Source organism: Corynebacterium sp. 212_CJEI, assembly GCF_001055915.1.
Lineage (GTDB): Bacteria > Actinomycetota > Actinomycetes > Mycobacteriales > Mycobacteriaceae > Corynebacterium > Corynebacterium jeikeium_D.
Genome location: NZ_JVPT01000045.1, coordinates 25,147 through 39,260, shown reverse-complemented (window position 1 = coordinate 39,260; position 14,114 = coordinate 25,147). Strand labels below are relative to the sequence as shown.

Below are 14,114 nucleotides of genomic sequence, written 5' to 3'. Positions count from 1 at the left end.
CCGAGACGTATTCACCCAGGGCCATCGAGATAGCCCCAGCGATACCGCCTTGCGAATGTCGTATCGGTTACTGCTGTCGCGGGGGGAATTTTGGGAACTTTGGCTTATTAGGCCACGCGTAGGGGATTGTCTGATTAATCTCCCATGTATTGATATTCAAAAAGAAATATGAAGAGGATGTGACATGCTCGATCCCCAGATGGCATCATCGTCGAATTCGGCAGAACCAACCGCACGCGCCCCGTACCAAGTGGGCAGGCGAGGCTTCCTCGTCGGAGCAACTGCCGTGTCAGCTGCGAGTATGATGCCTGCCGTAAATGGTGCATCAAAGGCAAACGCCGCTCCTGCAAACGGGGCTTCTGCCGCCGCGGGGAATTCGACCACCAATTTGAATGTCGGTCGAGGAATGGCTGACATGACAGGTGAGCCACTTGGCGCTGGCATGAACGGGTATGCGGTCATGGACCAGACCACCTCGGGTCTGCGTCTTCGCCAGATGGCGCGTGCATTCATCTTCGGTGATGACGACGACAACCGTGTCGTCCATGTCACCGCAGATATGGGGCTCATGTTCCAGTCCATCCAGATGGAAGTTCTGCGGCGACTGCGAGCTCTCTTCGGAGACCTCTACCACGAGGGCAACGTGCTTATCTGCGCATCTCATACGCATGTCGCGCCGGGTGGTACATCGGGCCATCTTATGGTGGACCTGACTACTCTCGGATTCCGTCCCGTCACTTTCGAAGCTGTGGTCGTTGGTGTGGTCAAGGCGATTGAACGTGCACACGCTGATTACCAGCCGTCGACTATCCACCTGACCAAGGGGCTTGCCCAGGATGCGGGTGTCAACCGCTCCCTGGAGGCATTTAAGCGTAACCCTGAAGAAGAACTGCGTCGCTTCCCCGACGGAGTCAACCCGGAAAGCCATACACTGCACGTGAGTCGCGGTGGCCGCGAAGTCGGATTCATTAACTGGTACGGAATTCATCCGACCACCTTCGGGCCCGAGCACACCATCATCGACGGCGACAACAAAGGCTATGCAGCATGGAAGGTTGAGGTCGACCGCGGAGTTACCCACCGTGAGCCAGCCGATGCCCCCTTTGTCGCCGCATTTACCATGTCGTGCCCGGGTGACATCAGCCCGAACATGGGGCTCGTGCCAAATTCGGGTCCCGGCAACGGAGACGAAGCAGAGTCCGCCCGCATTCTCGGTCAGCGTCAGATTGACGCTACCCAAGGCCAGACCATTGCACTGCCAGGAGGCGGAATCTCCACCGTCCACAAGTGGGTCAACCTTGGCGATGTCGACATCGACGGCCAATTCACTCCCGATGGCCAGCCACACCGCACTGGACCTGCAATCCTCGGTGCGGCCTTCGCAGCCAGTAGCCAGGAGGACGGCGGCGGCGAACCGGCCCTAGGTTTCAACGAGGGGCAGCGTGGAGGCACACCGTGGGTACGTCAGCTCAATAACGTCGTACTCCCGAAGAATATCGGGGAGATTCAGGGCGAGAAAGAGTGCCTGCTGCCAGTGGGCTACATCGATGGTCTTCTCCAGCAGACCCATATGTTCTCCATCACCCGCATCGGTGGCTTCACCTTGATTACCAACGGCCTTGAACCCACCACGATGTCGGGTTATCGCATGCGTCAGCACGTCGCTGAAGTCCTCGGCGTTCCAATCGACACTGTCATCTGCCAGGGCTACACCAACAGCTATGGACACTACGTCGTTACTCCAGAGGAATACGATCAGCAGGACTACGAGGGCGGCGCGACGGCTTTCGGCAAGTACACGCTCAGTGCGATGATCTCCATCTATCACGATCTCGCCCACGCGCTTGCCGACGGCATGGCTGTCGACCCGGGTAGTGCTGCAGGTGATCTCACTGGCATCATCCCGCCGTCGCCAGCAGGAGGAAAGATTATCGATTCTGCACCAATGGGCAAGAATTTTGGTGACGTGCTCGAATCGACTGCAAGCGTCACGGTAGGGCAGAAGGCCGTTGCCCAATTCGTCGCGGCAAATCCGAATAACGACTTGCGACTGGAAGACGGCTACCTACTTATCAAGAATGACCGCGGTGAGATCGTTTCTGACGACTGGGACCAGGCAACTGTCATTGAGTTTGCCAAGGACGGTATTCATACCACCGCCAAGGTCACTTGGGAGACCGGAGGAGTCGCGCCGGGCAAGTATGACATCATCGTGCGTGGTAGCGCGTTGGGTGCCGGTGATTCGCTGAACCCATTCGAGGGAGTCGCCGCGGTGGAGCTCGTGTAAGAACGTCCAATTAAATACGTCCATGCGCACAATGTGACTTATACTTCGGCCTTTAAAATCTCGTCAAGGCCTTGTCTCACGTATAGTCCGTTGTGCGCATTATTTGTATGTATACGTCAATTTGGCAGGAGCAATTTGCTTCATGAATACCTCAAACGATCCATATAGCAACAACGATCCTTACGGTGACGGCAGCCGGGACAATGAGTCCAATAACTATGACTCCCAGAGTCACGGTTTTCCCAACAATGGTTCGCAGGATTACAACCCTTACGGGTTCGATTCGGACGCACAACATGGCCCGCGTGGACCAGAGGATTCGCCACAGTGGAATCAGGCTTACGGCCGTGAACAGGCTTATGGCGAAATTCCTTCTTATGGAACTGGCGAGTCTCGCGATAGTTATGCCGGGCAACCCCATGGTGCGGACTCGAGCTACTGGCAGCAACCGGCAGGTGGGAATCCTGCAGCCGGCGCGCTTGCTCCAGGTGTCAACATGCCAGGTGGCGATGAGCCGCCGGTGAAGCCTGTGGCACAGGGGTCGACGAAGGTCGACATTGGACGTGCCTTTTCCGCGGCGTTTCGTAGTCTAAACAGCAATTTTGCTTCCTGGCTTGGCATCATGCTGACGTTCTTCGCCGTACTAGTTGCCCTGATTGTTGGCGCAGCGGCAATTCTCTTTGCATCTGGTGACTTCGATCCGGACTTTGAGCCGAACTATCCAGGCGATGTTCCGTTTGAGGATCTAGGGTCGATGTTCGCGACTCTCGGCGCGATGGCACTGCTATTTGCGGTGGGCATGTTCGCGATGCAGGCATTCATGCTGCGCGGTGCGTTCGAAGCTGTCGACGGGCGAGTGCCGAGCTACGGTACTTTCTTCCGTGTAAACCGGTGGGGATCTCTTATCGGTGCCTACATTGTCACGTTCCTGGTGGGGCTGCTCGCCATGCTTCCGGGGATGGCACTCTTCATCGCTGGAGCATCCCTGTCTGCCAACGGCAGTGAAGCTGCAGCTGCGATGATTCCCATCGGCTACCTGTTGGTATTTGTGCTGTCCATCTTCATCATGCCAATCACAGCGACTATGCCGCTTCTTGTTTTTGATGGTCGAGCAACAGCACTTGAGGCTCCGGTCGTCGCATGGCGCTTGGTGAAGCCTCAGTATTGGACGATGCTCGTTGCATTCATTCTGACGTCGATTGTTTCTTCCGCAGGTGCAATGCTCTTCTATATCGGTATGTTGTACACAGTCCCGCTTGCTCTCCTAGTGCAAGTACACATCTACCGTCAGCTCATCGGTGGCCGGCGGGTTATCAATGAAGCCCAGGAGAATCCGGGTTATTACCCGCCACAGCAGTAGCCAAAAACGAACAAGAAAAAGCGCCCAAGGAACCGGTACAAATTGGTTCCTTGGGCGCTATTTCGTCAGCAGGTAATTCTGCGGGGGAGCGTTCGGCTATCAAAAGCCGAACCTATGCTCCGAATATTTAGCGGGTAGCCTCGGCGAAGACAGCCTGTGCAACACCAGAGACGGTGCCTGCAATCTTCACAGCTTCCCAGACCTGCTCCTTGGTCAGACCAGCATCGCGGACGACCTTTGCGTGAGAAGTCACGCAAGCTTCACAGCCGTTGATGGCAGAAACTGCCAGAGACCACAGCTCGAAGTCTTCCTTCTCGACACCCGGATTGGAGATGATGTTCATGCGCAGGCCGAACTTGACCTGTGCGTAGTCATCACCGAGCATGTGGCGAGTGCGGTAAGCAACGTTGTTCATGCCCATAACGGTGGCCGCACCAAGTGCAGACTCGAAAGCCTCGTCAGACAGGTGCTCCTTGGCTTCCTCGGCGATCTCGGAGAAAACGGTCTCGTTGCGGGTGGCAGCAGCGGATGCAAGCAGGGTACCCCACAGCTGCTGCTCGGAAAGTTCCGTAGAACGGGTGAGAGTGCCAAGGTTCAGCTTCATGTCCTTGGCGTACTCCGGTAGACCGGAACGAAGGTTATCGATGCTCATATGAGTTACTTCAGCTCCTGCTTCAGAACGTCCATCTTGTCGATGTTCTTGGTCGGGTCATTCTTCTGCCAGTTACATGCGCAGACCTCTTCAGACTGAAGAGCGTCGAGAACACGCAGAACCTCGTCAACGTTACGACCGACAGCGTCCGGGGTAACGGAGACGAACTGAATGATGCCGTCCGGGTCAATGATGAAGGTTGCGCGGTCTGCAACACCGTCAGCGTTCTCGACGCCGAGTGCACGCATCAGGTCGTGGCGAATGTCGGAGAACATCGGGAACGGGATGTCCAGCAGTTCCTCGTGGGTTGCACGCCAGTTGAAGTGGGAGAACTCGTTGTCGCCAGAGCCACCGAGAATAACGGTGTCGCGGTCCTCGAATTCCTCGTTCAGCTTGCCGAATGCAGCAATCTCAGTCGGGCAGACAAAGGTGAAGTCCTTCGGGTAGAAGAAGACGACCTTCCACTTACCCTCGTAGGACTCATTGGTTACCTGCTCGAAGTAGTCATCCGGAGAAGAAGCGTTTGCATCACGCAGGTTGCCGCCCTTCAGAGCGGTCAGAGAAAACTCGGGGAACTTGTCGCCAACAGTCAAAATTGCCATGGAATCCTCCTGAATGTATTCCTTTTGGGGTCACACACCATTATGCCTATGGATCCCCGAACCGTCAAGAGGAAAAAGTTAATAAGCTCGTGTAGGCTTATAGGTATGCGTAATAGAGATTATCGGCCCACTTTGCCTCAGTTACGTGCCTTTGTCGCGATTGCCGATACCGGTCACTTCGGTCAAGCCGCTGCCCGCCTCGGCATTTCACAGCCCAGCCTGTCACAAGCGCTTTCTACCCTTGAGCAGGGACTGGGGGTGCAGCTTGTAGAGCGTTCGACTCGCCGAGTGCTGGTGACGCCACTCGGTCGCGGTCTGATTCCATATGCCCGCCAAGCATCTGAAATTGTTGACGAGATCGTTGCTCGCGCCTCTGGCCGTACAGATGATTTGTCCGGACCACTATCCATTGGTGTTATCCCTACGGTTGCTCCATACGTGCTGCCCAACTTCCTCCAGTTGGTTCGTGACGAGCTGCCAGATCTAAAGCCTAGGATCGTCGAAGAGCCGACCGAGCGTCTCATCGAATCACTTCGCTCCGGCACCATTGATGCAGCGATCATGGCACTGCCGTCTGATGTGCCTTCCTTTGAAGAGATTTACCTCTACGACGAGGAGTTCTACATCGTCGTGCCAGAGGATCATCCGCTGGCCGGTAAAGAAGACGTAAAGCTTGAGGCGATCAGGGACTTGGACTTGCTCCTGCTTGACGACGGTCATTGCCTGCGTGACCAGGTGTTGGATATTTGTCGCAAGGTCGATGCTGTTCACGGCGAGACCTCCAGCTTGGAAACACGGGCGGCTTCTCTATCGACCGTCGTGCAGTGTGTTGCCGGTGGGTTGGGGCAGTCGCTTGTACCGGAATCGGCTGTCAAGATTGAGGCCGACCGACCCGGCCTGGCTGTTGCGCGATTCGAAGGTCCGGCACGGCCGGGACGCACCATTGGGCTGGTTCACCGCGCATCATCGGTACGCGGCGGCGAGTTCAATCGAATTGCCGAACTGGTACGGCAAGCATACATAGACGCTGTTGCCTAAAGCTCTCTTGGCGCATGCTGCAATAGCGTACGAAATAAGCAAAAACCGGGCTGGCAGTTCCAGCCCGGTTTTTCGCGTTTATCCCTGAATAATTCGCAGCGATGCCAACCTGACCTCGCCGTATTCATCAGATGCAGCCAAGTCAACGTCCGCTTCAAAGCGCCAGCCGTGGTCGCCCTCAGGGTCATCGAGTATCTGGATAACATGCCATAGGCCCTCACCAGCCTTGCGGTCAATCGAAATCATATCGCCGCCGCGAGCTTTTGCATCGATCCCTAGGTCATCGTATTCATCGAAGTAGTCATCCATCGCGGCAGGCCAATCAGGTGCGTCGTCGAGGTAGTTGTCCAGGTCGGCCAGCTCCTCCTCCTTTTCAAAGGCAAAGAGCTGCACGTGGCGAAACATGAGATTGCGCACCATACGGGTAAATGCACGTTCGTTGCCTGTAAGGGGCCGCGACTCGTCGGTGCCAAAAGCCGCTTCCTTGAGAGTTTCCTCGTCCAATGGCTTGTCCGGATCGGCCATCTGCGCCCATTCATCCACCAGGGAGTTATCCACCTGCACAACGAGCTCGCCGAGCCATTCCACAATGTCCCGGAGTTCCTCGTTAGCGGCTTCCGGAGGGAGAGTGTGCCGCAAAGTGCGCCAGGCATCGGTGAGATAGCGCAGGAAAATACCTTCGGAGCGGGCAATTCCGTACTCAGATACCACGTCCGAGAAAGTCATGGCCTTTTCCACCATCTCGCGCACCACAGACTTGGGCGACAGCGAAAACTCACGCACCCACGGGTGACCTTGAGCATAGGTGTCGAATGCGCCCTCCAGCTCGTCGGCAAGCGGCATCGGCCATGTGATGTCTTCGACGATGTTCATACGTTCGGTGTAATCAACACCCTCGGCCTTGAGCGCGGCGATTTCTTCACCGCGTGCCTTTTTCTGCTGCGCGATGAGCAGTGGGCGAGGGTCTTCCAGAATTGACTCAAACACACTGATGACATCGAGTGCGTAGTTCGGGCTGTCCTTATCCAGCAGTTCGAGCGCGGCGATGGCGAAAGGCGACAGCGGCTGATTGAGCGCGAAGTCACGCTGCAGCTCCATTGTCAGCTCGGGGCGGCAGTCATCGCCCTCGCCATGCGTGACGACGATTCCCGCGTTGACCAAACCGCGGTAGAGCTCAATTGCGGTCAGAATAGCCTCATTTTGCTGGTGGCGGGTGTCGTGATTGGTGCGCAGCAGATGACGCATGTGTTCGTAGGTATCGCCTCCACGTGCAATGACGTTGAGCAACATACCGTTGGTAACTGCAAAGCGGCTGGTCAGCGGCTCCGGTGGCTGAGAAACGATTTTGTCGAAGGTCTTCTCCGACCATGTCACTTCGCCCTTGGGAACGGACTTCAGCCGCAATTTCTTCAGTTTGGCCTCATCCTGGCCGGCACGGCGCCGCAGCTTGGCGTTTTCGATTTCGTGTTCAGGTGCTTCGACAACTACGGTGCCCTCGGTGTCGTAGCCAGCACGGCCGGCGCGTCCAGCGATCTGGTGGAACTCGCGTGACTTGAGAATACGGCTACGACGGCCATCGAACTTGGCCAAACCGGTAATCAGCACCGTGCGAATAGGCACGTTGATGCCGACGCCGAGGGTATCCGTGCCACAGATGACCTTCAGCAGACCAGTCTGAGAGAGACGCTCAACCAAACGACGGTACTTCGGCAGCATTCCCGCATGGTGGACGCCAATGCCCTGGCGCACCAACTTGGAAAGAACTCGACCAAAGGCCGTGGTAAACCGGAAATCGCCAATCTCTTCGCGAATCCGCTCCTTTTCCTCCTTCGTCAGCAGCTTCAGACCGGTCAGTGCTTGCGCCTGTTCAGCTGCTTGGCGCTGGGAGAAAAAGACAATGTAGATTGGGGCTTTGCCGGATTCCAGCAACTCCGCCAGCGTGCCATGAACTGGTGTGTAGACATAGTGGAAATCCAGCGGTACCGGGCGCGTCGTACCTGTAACGAGGTTGACGTCGAGTCCCGTGCGTTCCTTCAAGTCGGTTTCAAACTTCGAGGTGTCTCCGAGAGTGGCGGACATCAACAGGAATTGGGAACGAGAAAGCTCGAGCAAGGGCACTTGCCATGCCCACCCGCGATCGGGATCCGCATAGAAATGGAATTCATCCATTACCACCTGGTCAATATCGGCGTCAGCCCCGTCGCGCAGGGCGATATTGGCGACAATTTCCGCAGTTGCGCAGATGATGGGTGCACCACCGTTGACGGTGGCATCGCCGGTCATCATTCCGACATTCTCTGCGCCAAAGACCTCGCAGAGGGCAAAGAACTTCTCGCTTACCAAGGCCTTAATAGGCGCCGTGTAAAAGCTGCGTTGGCCACGGGCAAGCGCGCAGAAATGGGCGGCGATAGCCACCATCGACTTGCCCGACCCCGTTGGAGTGGCAAGGATGACATGGTCGCCACCGGCCAAGCCGATAGCGGCCTCTTCCTGCGCCGGGTAGAGCGTGATGCCCTGATCCCTGGTCCAGGCAATGAATGAGTCCATAATTGCATCGTCGAAAAGGGGCTCAGGAACCTCAGCTAGGTCGGGAAGCATTTCAGATAGTGACACGCTTCCCACCCTAGCGGTAACCCCGGATTAGAAGCGGAACCAGGGCTTCCAGCCGCGCCGACGGCGAGGTTGTTCCGGTTCACCGGATTCTTCGCTTTCCGCCTGCTCTTCCCGAGGCTGTTCTGACTCAGGCTGTTCGGCAGTGCCGTCTGCAGAAAACTCCGCAGACCTATCATCCGCCGAGGCCGACTCGGGTTCTTCCGAGTGTGCGTCAGTGTCCTCTGATGTAGTTACCGAGGAATCCGAGTTGGCCGGGGTCTCCGCCTCGTCGTCAAGCGAGGAAGAATCCTCTACTGGGCGCAGCGGTTGAGAAGCGAGGAACCTTTCGAACTCAGCGCCAATCTCGTCGGCCGAAGGCATCTCGCCGTTAGGTCCAAGTAGGGGAGAAGTCTCCAGCTCTTGACGACGTTGAACTTCCTGGTCGTACTGTTCTTCGAGAAGATTGACCAGCTGAGAGACCTCGCCGGAATCATTCGTCTGCGTATTGAGCAGCTCCGCCACCCGCGCGGATTCCTTCTCCAACGCCTCAAGCGGGAGCTCGAGCTTGGCTAGTTTTGCTACCTCCTGCAACAGCCGCAGTGACGCCAGCGGATACTCAGAGGCCGCGACATAGTGTGGCACCTGTGCGGTGAAACCAAAGGCATCACAACCGCGGCTGGCGAGCTCGTACTCAATGTTCAGGCTCGCAGCACCCGGAACTGTGACGCGGTTTCCCCAGGTATGCATATCACCGAGTTTCCGCTTATCTGTGCCATGGGCGATGATGCCCAGCGGTCGGGTGTGCGGAACCGTCATCGGAGCCGAGTACAGCGACACAGTCCGACCGACATCGTAGCGCTCCGCCAAATCTGCCACGGCAGTCGAGAAAGCCTCCCACCGCATGTCTGGCTCAGGGCCAGAAAGCAGCAAGAACGGCTTACCGACGTTGTCGCGAACCACATTGAGTGACAGGTTCAAATCGGATACATCCACAATCTGGTCGTGGTTCATCGTCACAGAGGGACGGCGAGAACGATAATCAATCAGCTCGTCGATAGAAAAGTTCACCAATGGACGGTGCTCGAGAGCATCCAAGAGGAAACTAGCTGATTCCGAGACGGCATTACCGGCATCCGCATAACCGCTAAGTGCAATGACCAGGGTCAGATGGCCCTCGCTTCCCGTTACGTCAGGAACCGGGAAAACTACCTCGTACATATTGCCCTGAGGCTTGTCGGTCGGATCACTCACGTACGACTACCTCCTGCATCACATTTTTCGTCATTTGAAGTAAACAACCACGATACCGCAGAAATTATTCCAGTTATCCACAAGTTGAAAGTAGTCCACAGATGGGCCGATTTTTCCGGTCGCGCACAAGCAAGGCTGTTGCGGATTCGATAACAATGAGAGCCACCAGATGGCGAGAGGATTGTCCGCTGTCGAGCTATTCCAATGGGGGAAAAGGGGTAAGGAATAAATGGGAAACAAAAAGAACTTCGGTGCAGGACAAAAGCCTGAAATTGAGCCGAGTGTTTTTCTGACGAACCTGCCGGGAATCGTTGGATTCTATCCGCGGGGGCAGGTAGTGATTGCGGCGTTGTATCGTCAGCAGGTCGAAGATCTCATCGATGGCAAGGTCGAGTTTGATCCGACAGCGCATGCTGGCCCGATGCTGATTAAGGATGTGGCCTCGATGGAGAACAATCCTGACCTGGTGCGGGCAGCCGCGGACTTCCTGCTCGATGAAGGATGCACTCACGCAGATGTGTTTATCATCGACGAATCCTGGGGGATTGAAAAGGACTCCACACCTATTACAGGCTGGCTGCGAGAAGGCGGCCTGCATGAGGTGCGTTTGGCGGGCGTTGCCACTATTGCTGCGGGGGAAGTTGTCACGGACGAGCAGGGAGAGATCGTCGGCATTGTCGGTGACAGTCTGATGACCGACAATGCAAATCTAATCTCTCGGCAGGGAGAGCAGATTTTCAAAAACTATGAGGAGTACCGCAGCTATTTTCGAGGTGGCCAATTCCGCGACAGTAAAGACAGGGCTCTGATTGAACGCCTCCGGGAACGAGCGACAGCCGTTGAGCAGCCGAGGAAGCTCAAAATTGGTTCGGACAATCCCGCGCTCATTGAGCACTTCGACATGCTAAAAACCGCCGTGGAAAACGTGGCCGATGGTGTGATGGATGCACATGAGGCGGTGCGTGATGAAAACGCAGGATATGCCATTGCTGCAGCACTGACCAACGTCACCTTGCGCGATATGTCCATGATTTTCATTACTACGCAGTTGGCGCAACCAATGACGGAAATCTGGCGCGAGGCCGCAATTGTCCACCGCGGCAGCCTGCGTGCAAACGCTTTAGCGTGTTTTGCCATCGCAAAGTTCGCGGCTGGGCTGGAGAACTATGCGCAAACAGCCCTTGATGAGGCAGCAGGGGAGCAACCGAATCATTCACTGACTCAGTTGCTGGAAATTGCGGTCGCCAATCAAATTGTGCCGAGGTGCGTCGGCACAATTCTTGGTGCGGCACAAGAGGTGCTGCGCAGGGTATACAAGGTGAAAATGCCGCGTATTGATTAGCGACCCTGCAAGCTGTGCTGCAGTACCTAGCGGTGCGCCGAGTGGGCTCGGTCGCCGAGGTTCTTGGTGTACTCCCATGCATCGGCGACGATGGTCTCCAACTCCGTGTGATTGGGCTTCCATCCGAGCTCGTCCATGGCGCGCTGAGAAGAGGCAATAAGGGTTGCCGGATCACCGGCTCTACGCGGTGCATCCTCAGCAGGAATCGGGTGACCGGTGACCTTACGGCAGGTCTCAATAACCTGGCGAACCGAAAAGCCGTCGCCAGAACCGAGGTTGAAGATACGGTGGGTTCCCGGCGTGTTGGACTTCAGTGCCAAGACGTGCGCATCGGCGAGGTCTTTGATGTGGATGTAGTCACGAACCGCGGTGCCGTCCGGAGTCGGCCAGTCATTGCCAAAGACCATAATCTTGTCGCGGTGACCGAGCGCAACCTGCAGTACCAGGGGGATGAGGTGAGTTTCCACCTCACGGTTTTCGCCAAAACCGCCCCAGGCACCCGCCACATTGAAGTAACGCAAGCTGGTAGCGCCGATGTTGTATGCCTTGGCGTAAGACGAGATGGCGTAGTCCATGGCCAGCTTGGTGGCACCGTAAGGGTTGGTCGGTGCGGTTGGCATGTCTTCGGTAATTGGTGTCTTCTCTGGCTCACCGTAGGTTGCAGCTGTCGAAGAGAACACCAGGTTATTCGTACCGGTATCACGCATTGCGTCGAGTAGCTTCAGGGTTTGGCCCACATTGTTGTGCCAGTAGTCGGAAGGAACCTCAACAGACTCGCCAACAAGCGATTTCGCAGCGAAATGAACGACGCCGTCGAAGCTGTCGGAGGACAGAACCTCGTAGGCCTTGTCCGCCACATCGCCTTCGACTAGGGTCGCGCCCTCTGGCACCGCATCACGGTTGCCAACAGAGAAGTTGTCCAGAATGGTGACGTCGTGGCCAAGAGAAATCAATACTGCCGAGCACACGCTACCGACGTAGCCGGCACCACCAGTGACGAGGAGTTTCATTTGATAATCACCATGATTGCGTGAGACAGAGTATCCGGAATGTCAAGAGAATGATCACCACGGGCGAGAGTCACGCGGCCGGCGGCAACCTCGGCAAGTGCCTCAGTACCCGGCATAATTCCAGCCTTGTGGAGACGCTTCATGTAGCTCTGCTCGACCTGCAGGATTTCGTTAATCTGGACGATCTCAACGGTGTACTCGCCGGGGTTTAGATCGGACAGTCGGCGAACGTTCTCTAACGACTCTGGTGACTGAGTCCCACCGAGGTCTCCCAAACCGGGAATCGGATTGCCGAATGGGGAGCGTGTGTAAGAGTCAAGCACGTCGAGAAGTTTGCGCTCGACCTCGTCACTCATTACGTGCTCCCAGCGGCAGGCTTCGTCGTGAACCTTGTCCCATTCGAGGCCAATGACATCCGTAAGTAGGCGCTCAGCTAGGCGGTGCTTACGCATGACAGCCGTGGCCAGCCTGCGGCCCTCGTCGGAAAGCTGCAAGCTGCGATCTGGGGCAACTACGAGAAGGCCATCGCGCTCCATGCGCGCAACGGTTTGGCTAACGGTCGGCCCCGACTGCTCAAGGCGTTCGGCAATGCGAGCACGCAAAGGAATGATGCCCTCTTCTTCGAGTTCGAAAATCGTACGTAAGTACATTTCCGTGGTGTCAACCAAATCCCTCACGGTTTTCCTCCGATAACACAGTCTTAAAAGTTTTCACTCAAGTATTAGGATAACCACACTTGCGCAAGAAAGATGTTAGGGCTCGCAAATCTAGTGGCTTTGGTGCTGATTAGGCAGCGAAAAGCTTGGTTCGGTGGGCGCTGCTGAGACGGAAGGGAGCGTACGCGATGTCGAAAGTTCGACGTGCAGACGAAAACGCCGACCGCCAGTGTGGATGAAACTCCGGCACGGGGTCGGCATTGAAGTCCAGCTCTATCTCAGGGCTGAAATTAGGAACCCTATCGATGTCACCGCCATGTGGCGTTAGTTTGCGTACTCACGCAGCTTGTCAGCACGGTCACCCTCGCGGAGCTTGGACATAACTTCCCGCTCAATCTGGCGGACGCGCTCTCGAGACAGGCCAAAGTGGCGGCCAATCTGATCCAGCGTGCGGGGCAGGCCATCGTCGAGACCGTAGCGGAGCTTAATAACTTCCTGCTCTCGAATCTCGAGAGTGGACAGAACCTTGCGGACATCGTGGTGACGCAGGGAAGCGACAACTGCCTCCTCGGCATCAGTTGCCTCTGAGTCCTCGATGAAGTCTCCCAGAGGAGCTTCCTCATCAGTGCCCACCGGCATGTCCAAGCTCACCGGGTCGCGGGACTGACGCAGCAGCATCTCAATCTTGGCTTCTGGAATGCCGGATTCCTCTGCCAATTCCTCATTCGTAGCCTCACGCCCGAGTTGCTGGTAGAGCTCACGCTTGATACGAGAAATCTTGTTGACCTGCTCAACCAAATGAACAGGGAGGCGAATGGTGCGCGACTGATCAGCCATACCGCGGGTAATAGCTTGGCGAATCCACCACGTTGCGTAAGTGGAGAACTTGAAACCCTTGGTGTAGTCGAACTTTTCCATGGCGCGGATGAGGCCCAAGTTGCCCTCCTGGATTAGATCCAGCAGAGGCATACCGCGGTTGGTGTAGCGCTTCGCCAGCGAGACCACAAGACGGAGATTGGCTTCGAGTAGGTGGGCGCGTGCAGCCTTACCTTCCTTTGCCAAAATCTTGACATCACGCTTCTTTGCGCGGGTCATTTTCGCGCCGGTCTGCAGCAAATGCTCGGCGTATACACCGGCTTCAATGCGCTTAGAAAGTTCCACCTCTTCTTCAGCGCTGAGAAGAGCAGTCTTTCCGATGCCGTTCAAATACACACGAACCAAATCGGCGGACGGATTGGAGTTATTGCCAGTGCGGCGCCCCTTGTCCCGTGGCTGACCTTCCAGTTCGTCATTTTGAATATCGGCACTCTTCATGAATCTGCCT

The 14,114-nt window shown here is 56.3% G+C and carries 11 protein-coding genes; 4 read left to right on the top strand and 7 right to left on the bottom strand.

All coding sequences use genetic code 11. The features are described from left to right. The first annotated feature begins 184 nt into the window (after positions 1–184). On the top strand, positions 185–2,287 hold the full coding sequence (locus ADB02_RS04225) for a neutral/alkaline non-lysosomal ceramidase N-terminal domain-containing protein (protein WP_049189740.1): 2,103 nt from the start codon (positions 185–187) through the stop codon (positions 2,285–2,287). Between the two features lie 142 nt (positions 2,288–2,429). Beyond that, a complete protein-coding gene (locus ADB02_RS04220) occupies positions 2,430–3,647 on the top strand; it encodes a hypothetical protein (protein ID WP_049189739.1) in 1,218 nt (405 codons plus the stop codon). Positions 3,648–3,774: 127 nt separating this feature from the next. On the opposite strand, the gene ADB02_RS04215 is transcribed toward ADB02_RS04220, so the two are convergent. Together ADB02_RS04215 and ADB02_RS04210 are read right to left on the bottom strand one after the other, a co-directional pair. Further along, positions 3,775–4,299, bottom strand: a complete 525-nt coding sequence (locus ADB02_RS04215) for a carboxymuconolactone decarboxylase family protein (RefSeq protein WP_016422636.1) — start codon at positions 4,297–4,299, stop codon at positions 3,775–3,777. A gap of 5 nt (positions 4,300–4,304) precedes the next feature. Beyond that, positions 4,305–4,901 (bottom strand): peroxiredoxin, encoded by a 597-nt coding sequence (locus ADB02_RS04210; protein WP_016422637.1) that lies wholly within the window; start codon positions 4,899–4,901, stop codon positions 4,305–4,307. A gap of 105 nt (positions 4,902–5,006) precedes the next feature. On the opposite strand from ADB02_RS04210, the gene ADB02_RS04205 reads away from it, so the two are divergent. Then, complete coding sequence (locus ADB02_RS04205; RefSeq protein ID WP_049189738.1) at positions 5,007–5,939, top strand: hydrogen peroxide-inducible genes activator; 933 nt, start codon at positions 5,007–5,009, stop codon at positions 5,937–5,939. Positions 5,940–6,017: 78 nt separating this feature from the next. Here the strand turns inward: ADB02_RS04205 and ADB02_RS04200 are convergent, their stop codons facing one another. Beyond that, positions 6,018–8,537: a DEAD/DEAH box helicase gene (locus ADB02_RS04200; RefSeq protein ID WP_152682025.1), complete on the bottom strand. Its 2,520-nt coding sequence runs from the start codon at positions 8,535–8,537 to the stop codon at positions 6,018–6,020. A gap of 42 nt (positions 8,538–8,579) precedes the next feature. Beyond that, complete coding sequence (locus tag ADB02_RS04195; protein ID WP_049189736.1) at positions 8,580–9,782, bottom strand: PAC2 family protein; 1,203 nt, start codon at positions 9,780–9,782, stop codon at positions 8,580–8,582. Between the two features lie 229 nt (positions 9,783–10,011). Here ADB02_RS04195 and ADB02_RS04190 point away from each other — a divergent pair, with 229 nt between their 5' ends. Further along, positions 10,012–11,124 (top strand): DUF4192 domain-containing protein, encoded by a 1,113-nt coding sequence (locus ADB02_RS04190; protein WP_049189735.1) that lies wholly within the window; start codon positions 10,012–10,014, stop codon positions 11,122–11,124. Positions 11,125–11,150: 26 nt separating this feature from the next. Here the strand turns inward: ADB02_RS04190 and galE are convergent, their stop codons facing one another. From galE to ADB02_RS04175, 3 genes are all read right to left on the bottom strand, one after another. Further along, positions 11,151–12,134, bottom strand: a complete 984-nt coding sequence (gene galE, locus ADB02_RS04185; protein WP_049189734.1) for a UDP-glucose 4-epimerase GalE — start codon at positions 12,132–12,134, stop codon at positions 11,151–11,153. Next, positions 12,131–12,811 carry a metal-dependent transcriptional regulator gene (locus ADB02_RS04180; protein ID WP_016422643.1) on the bottom strand — a complete coding sequence of 227 codons (681 nt, stop codon included), beginning with the start codon at positions 12,809–12,811 and terminating at the stop codon, positions 12,131–12,133. Before ADB02_RS04180 ends, galE begins: the two co-directional genes overlap by 4 nt. 303 nt (positions 12,812–13,114) lie before the next feature. Further along, complete coding sequence (locus ADB02_RS04175) at positions 13,115–14,104, bottom strand: sigma-70 family RNA polymerase sigma factor (RefSeq protein WP_016422644.1); 990 nt, start codon at positions 14,102–14,104, stop codon at positions 13,115–13,117. Positions 14,105–14,114: the final 10 nt, after the last annotated feature.

Coding starts and splice junctions, on each gene's coding strand:
- ADB02_RS04225 (WP_049189740.1), top strand. CDS start 185: ATGCTCGATCCCCAGATGGCATCATCGTCGAATTCGGCAGAACCAACC.
- ADB02_RS04220 (WP_049189739.1), top strand. CDS start 2,430: ATGAATACCTCAAACGATCCATATAGCAACAACGATCCTTACGGTGAC.
- ADB02_RS04215 (WP_016422636.1), bottom strand. CDS start 4,299: ATGAGCATCGATAACCTTCGTTCCGGTCTACCGGAGTACGCCAAGGAC.
- ADB02_RS04210 (WP_016422637.1), bottom strand. CDS start 4,901: ATGGCAATTTTGACTGTTGGCGACAAGTTCCCCGAGTTTTCTCTGACC.
- ADB02_RS04205 (WP_049189738.1), top strand. CDS start 5,007: ATGCGTAATAGAGATTATCGGCCCACTTTGCCTCAGTTACGTGCCTTT.
- ADB02_RS04200 (WP_152682025.1), bottom strand. CDS start 8,537: ATGCTTCCCGACCTAGCTGAGGTTCCTGAGCCCCTTTTCGACGATGCA.
- ADB02_RS04190 (WP_049189735.1), top strand. CDS start 10,012: ATGGGAAACAAAAAGAACTTCGGTGCAGGACAAAAGCCTGAAATTGAG.
- galE (WP_049189734.1), bottom strand. CDS start 12,134: ATGAAACTCCTCGTCACTGGTGGTGCCGGCTACGTCGGTAGCGTGTGC.
- ADB02_RS04175 (WP_016422644.1), bottom strand. CDS start 14,104: ATGAAGAGTGCCGATATTCAAAATGACGAACTGGAAGGTCAGCCACGG.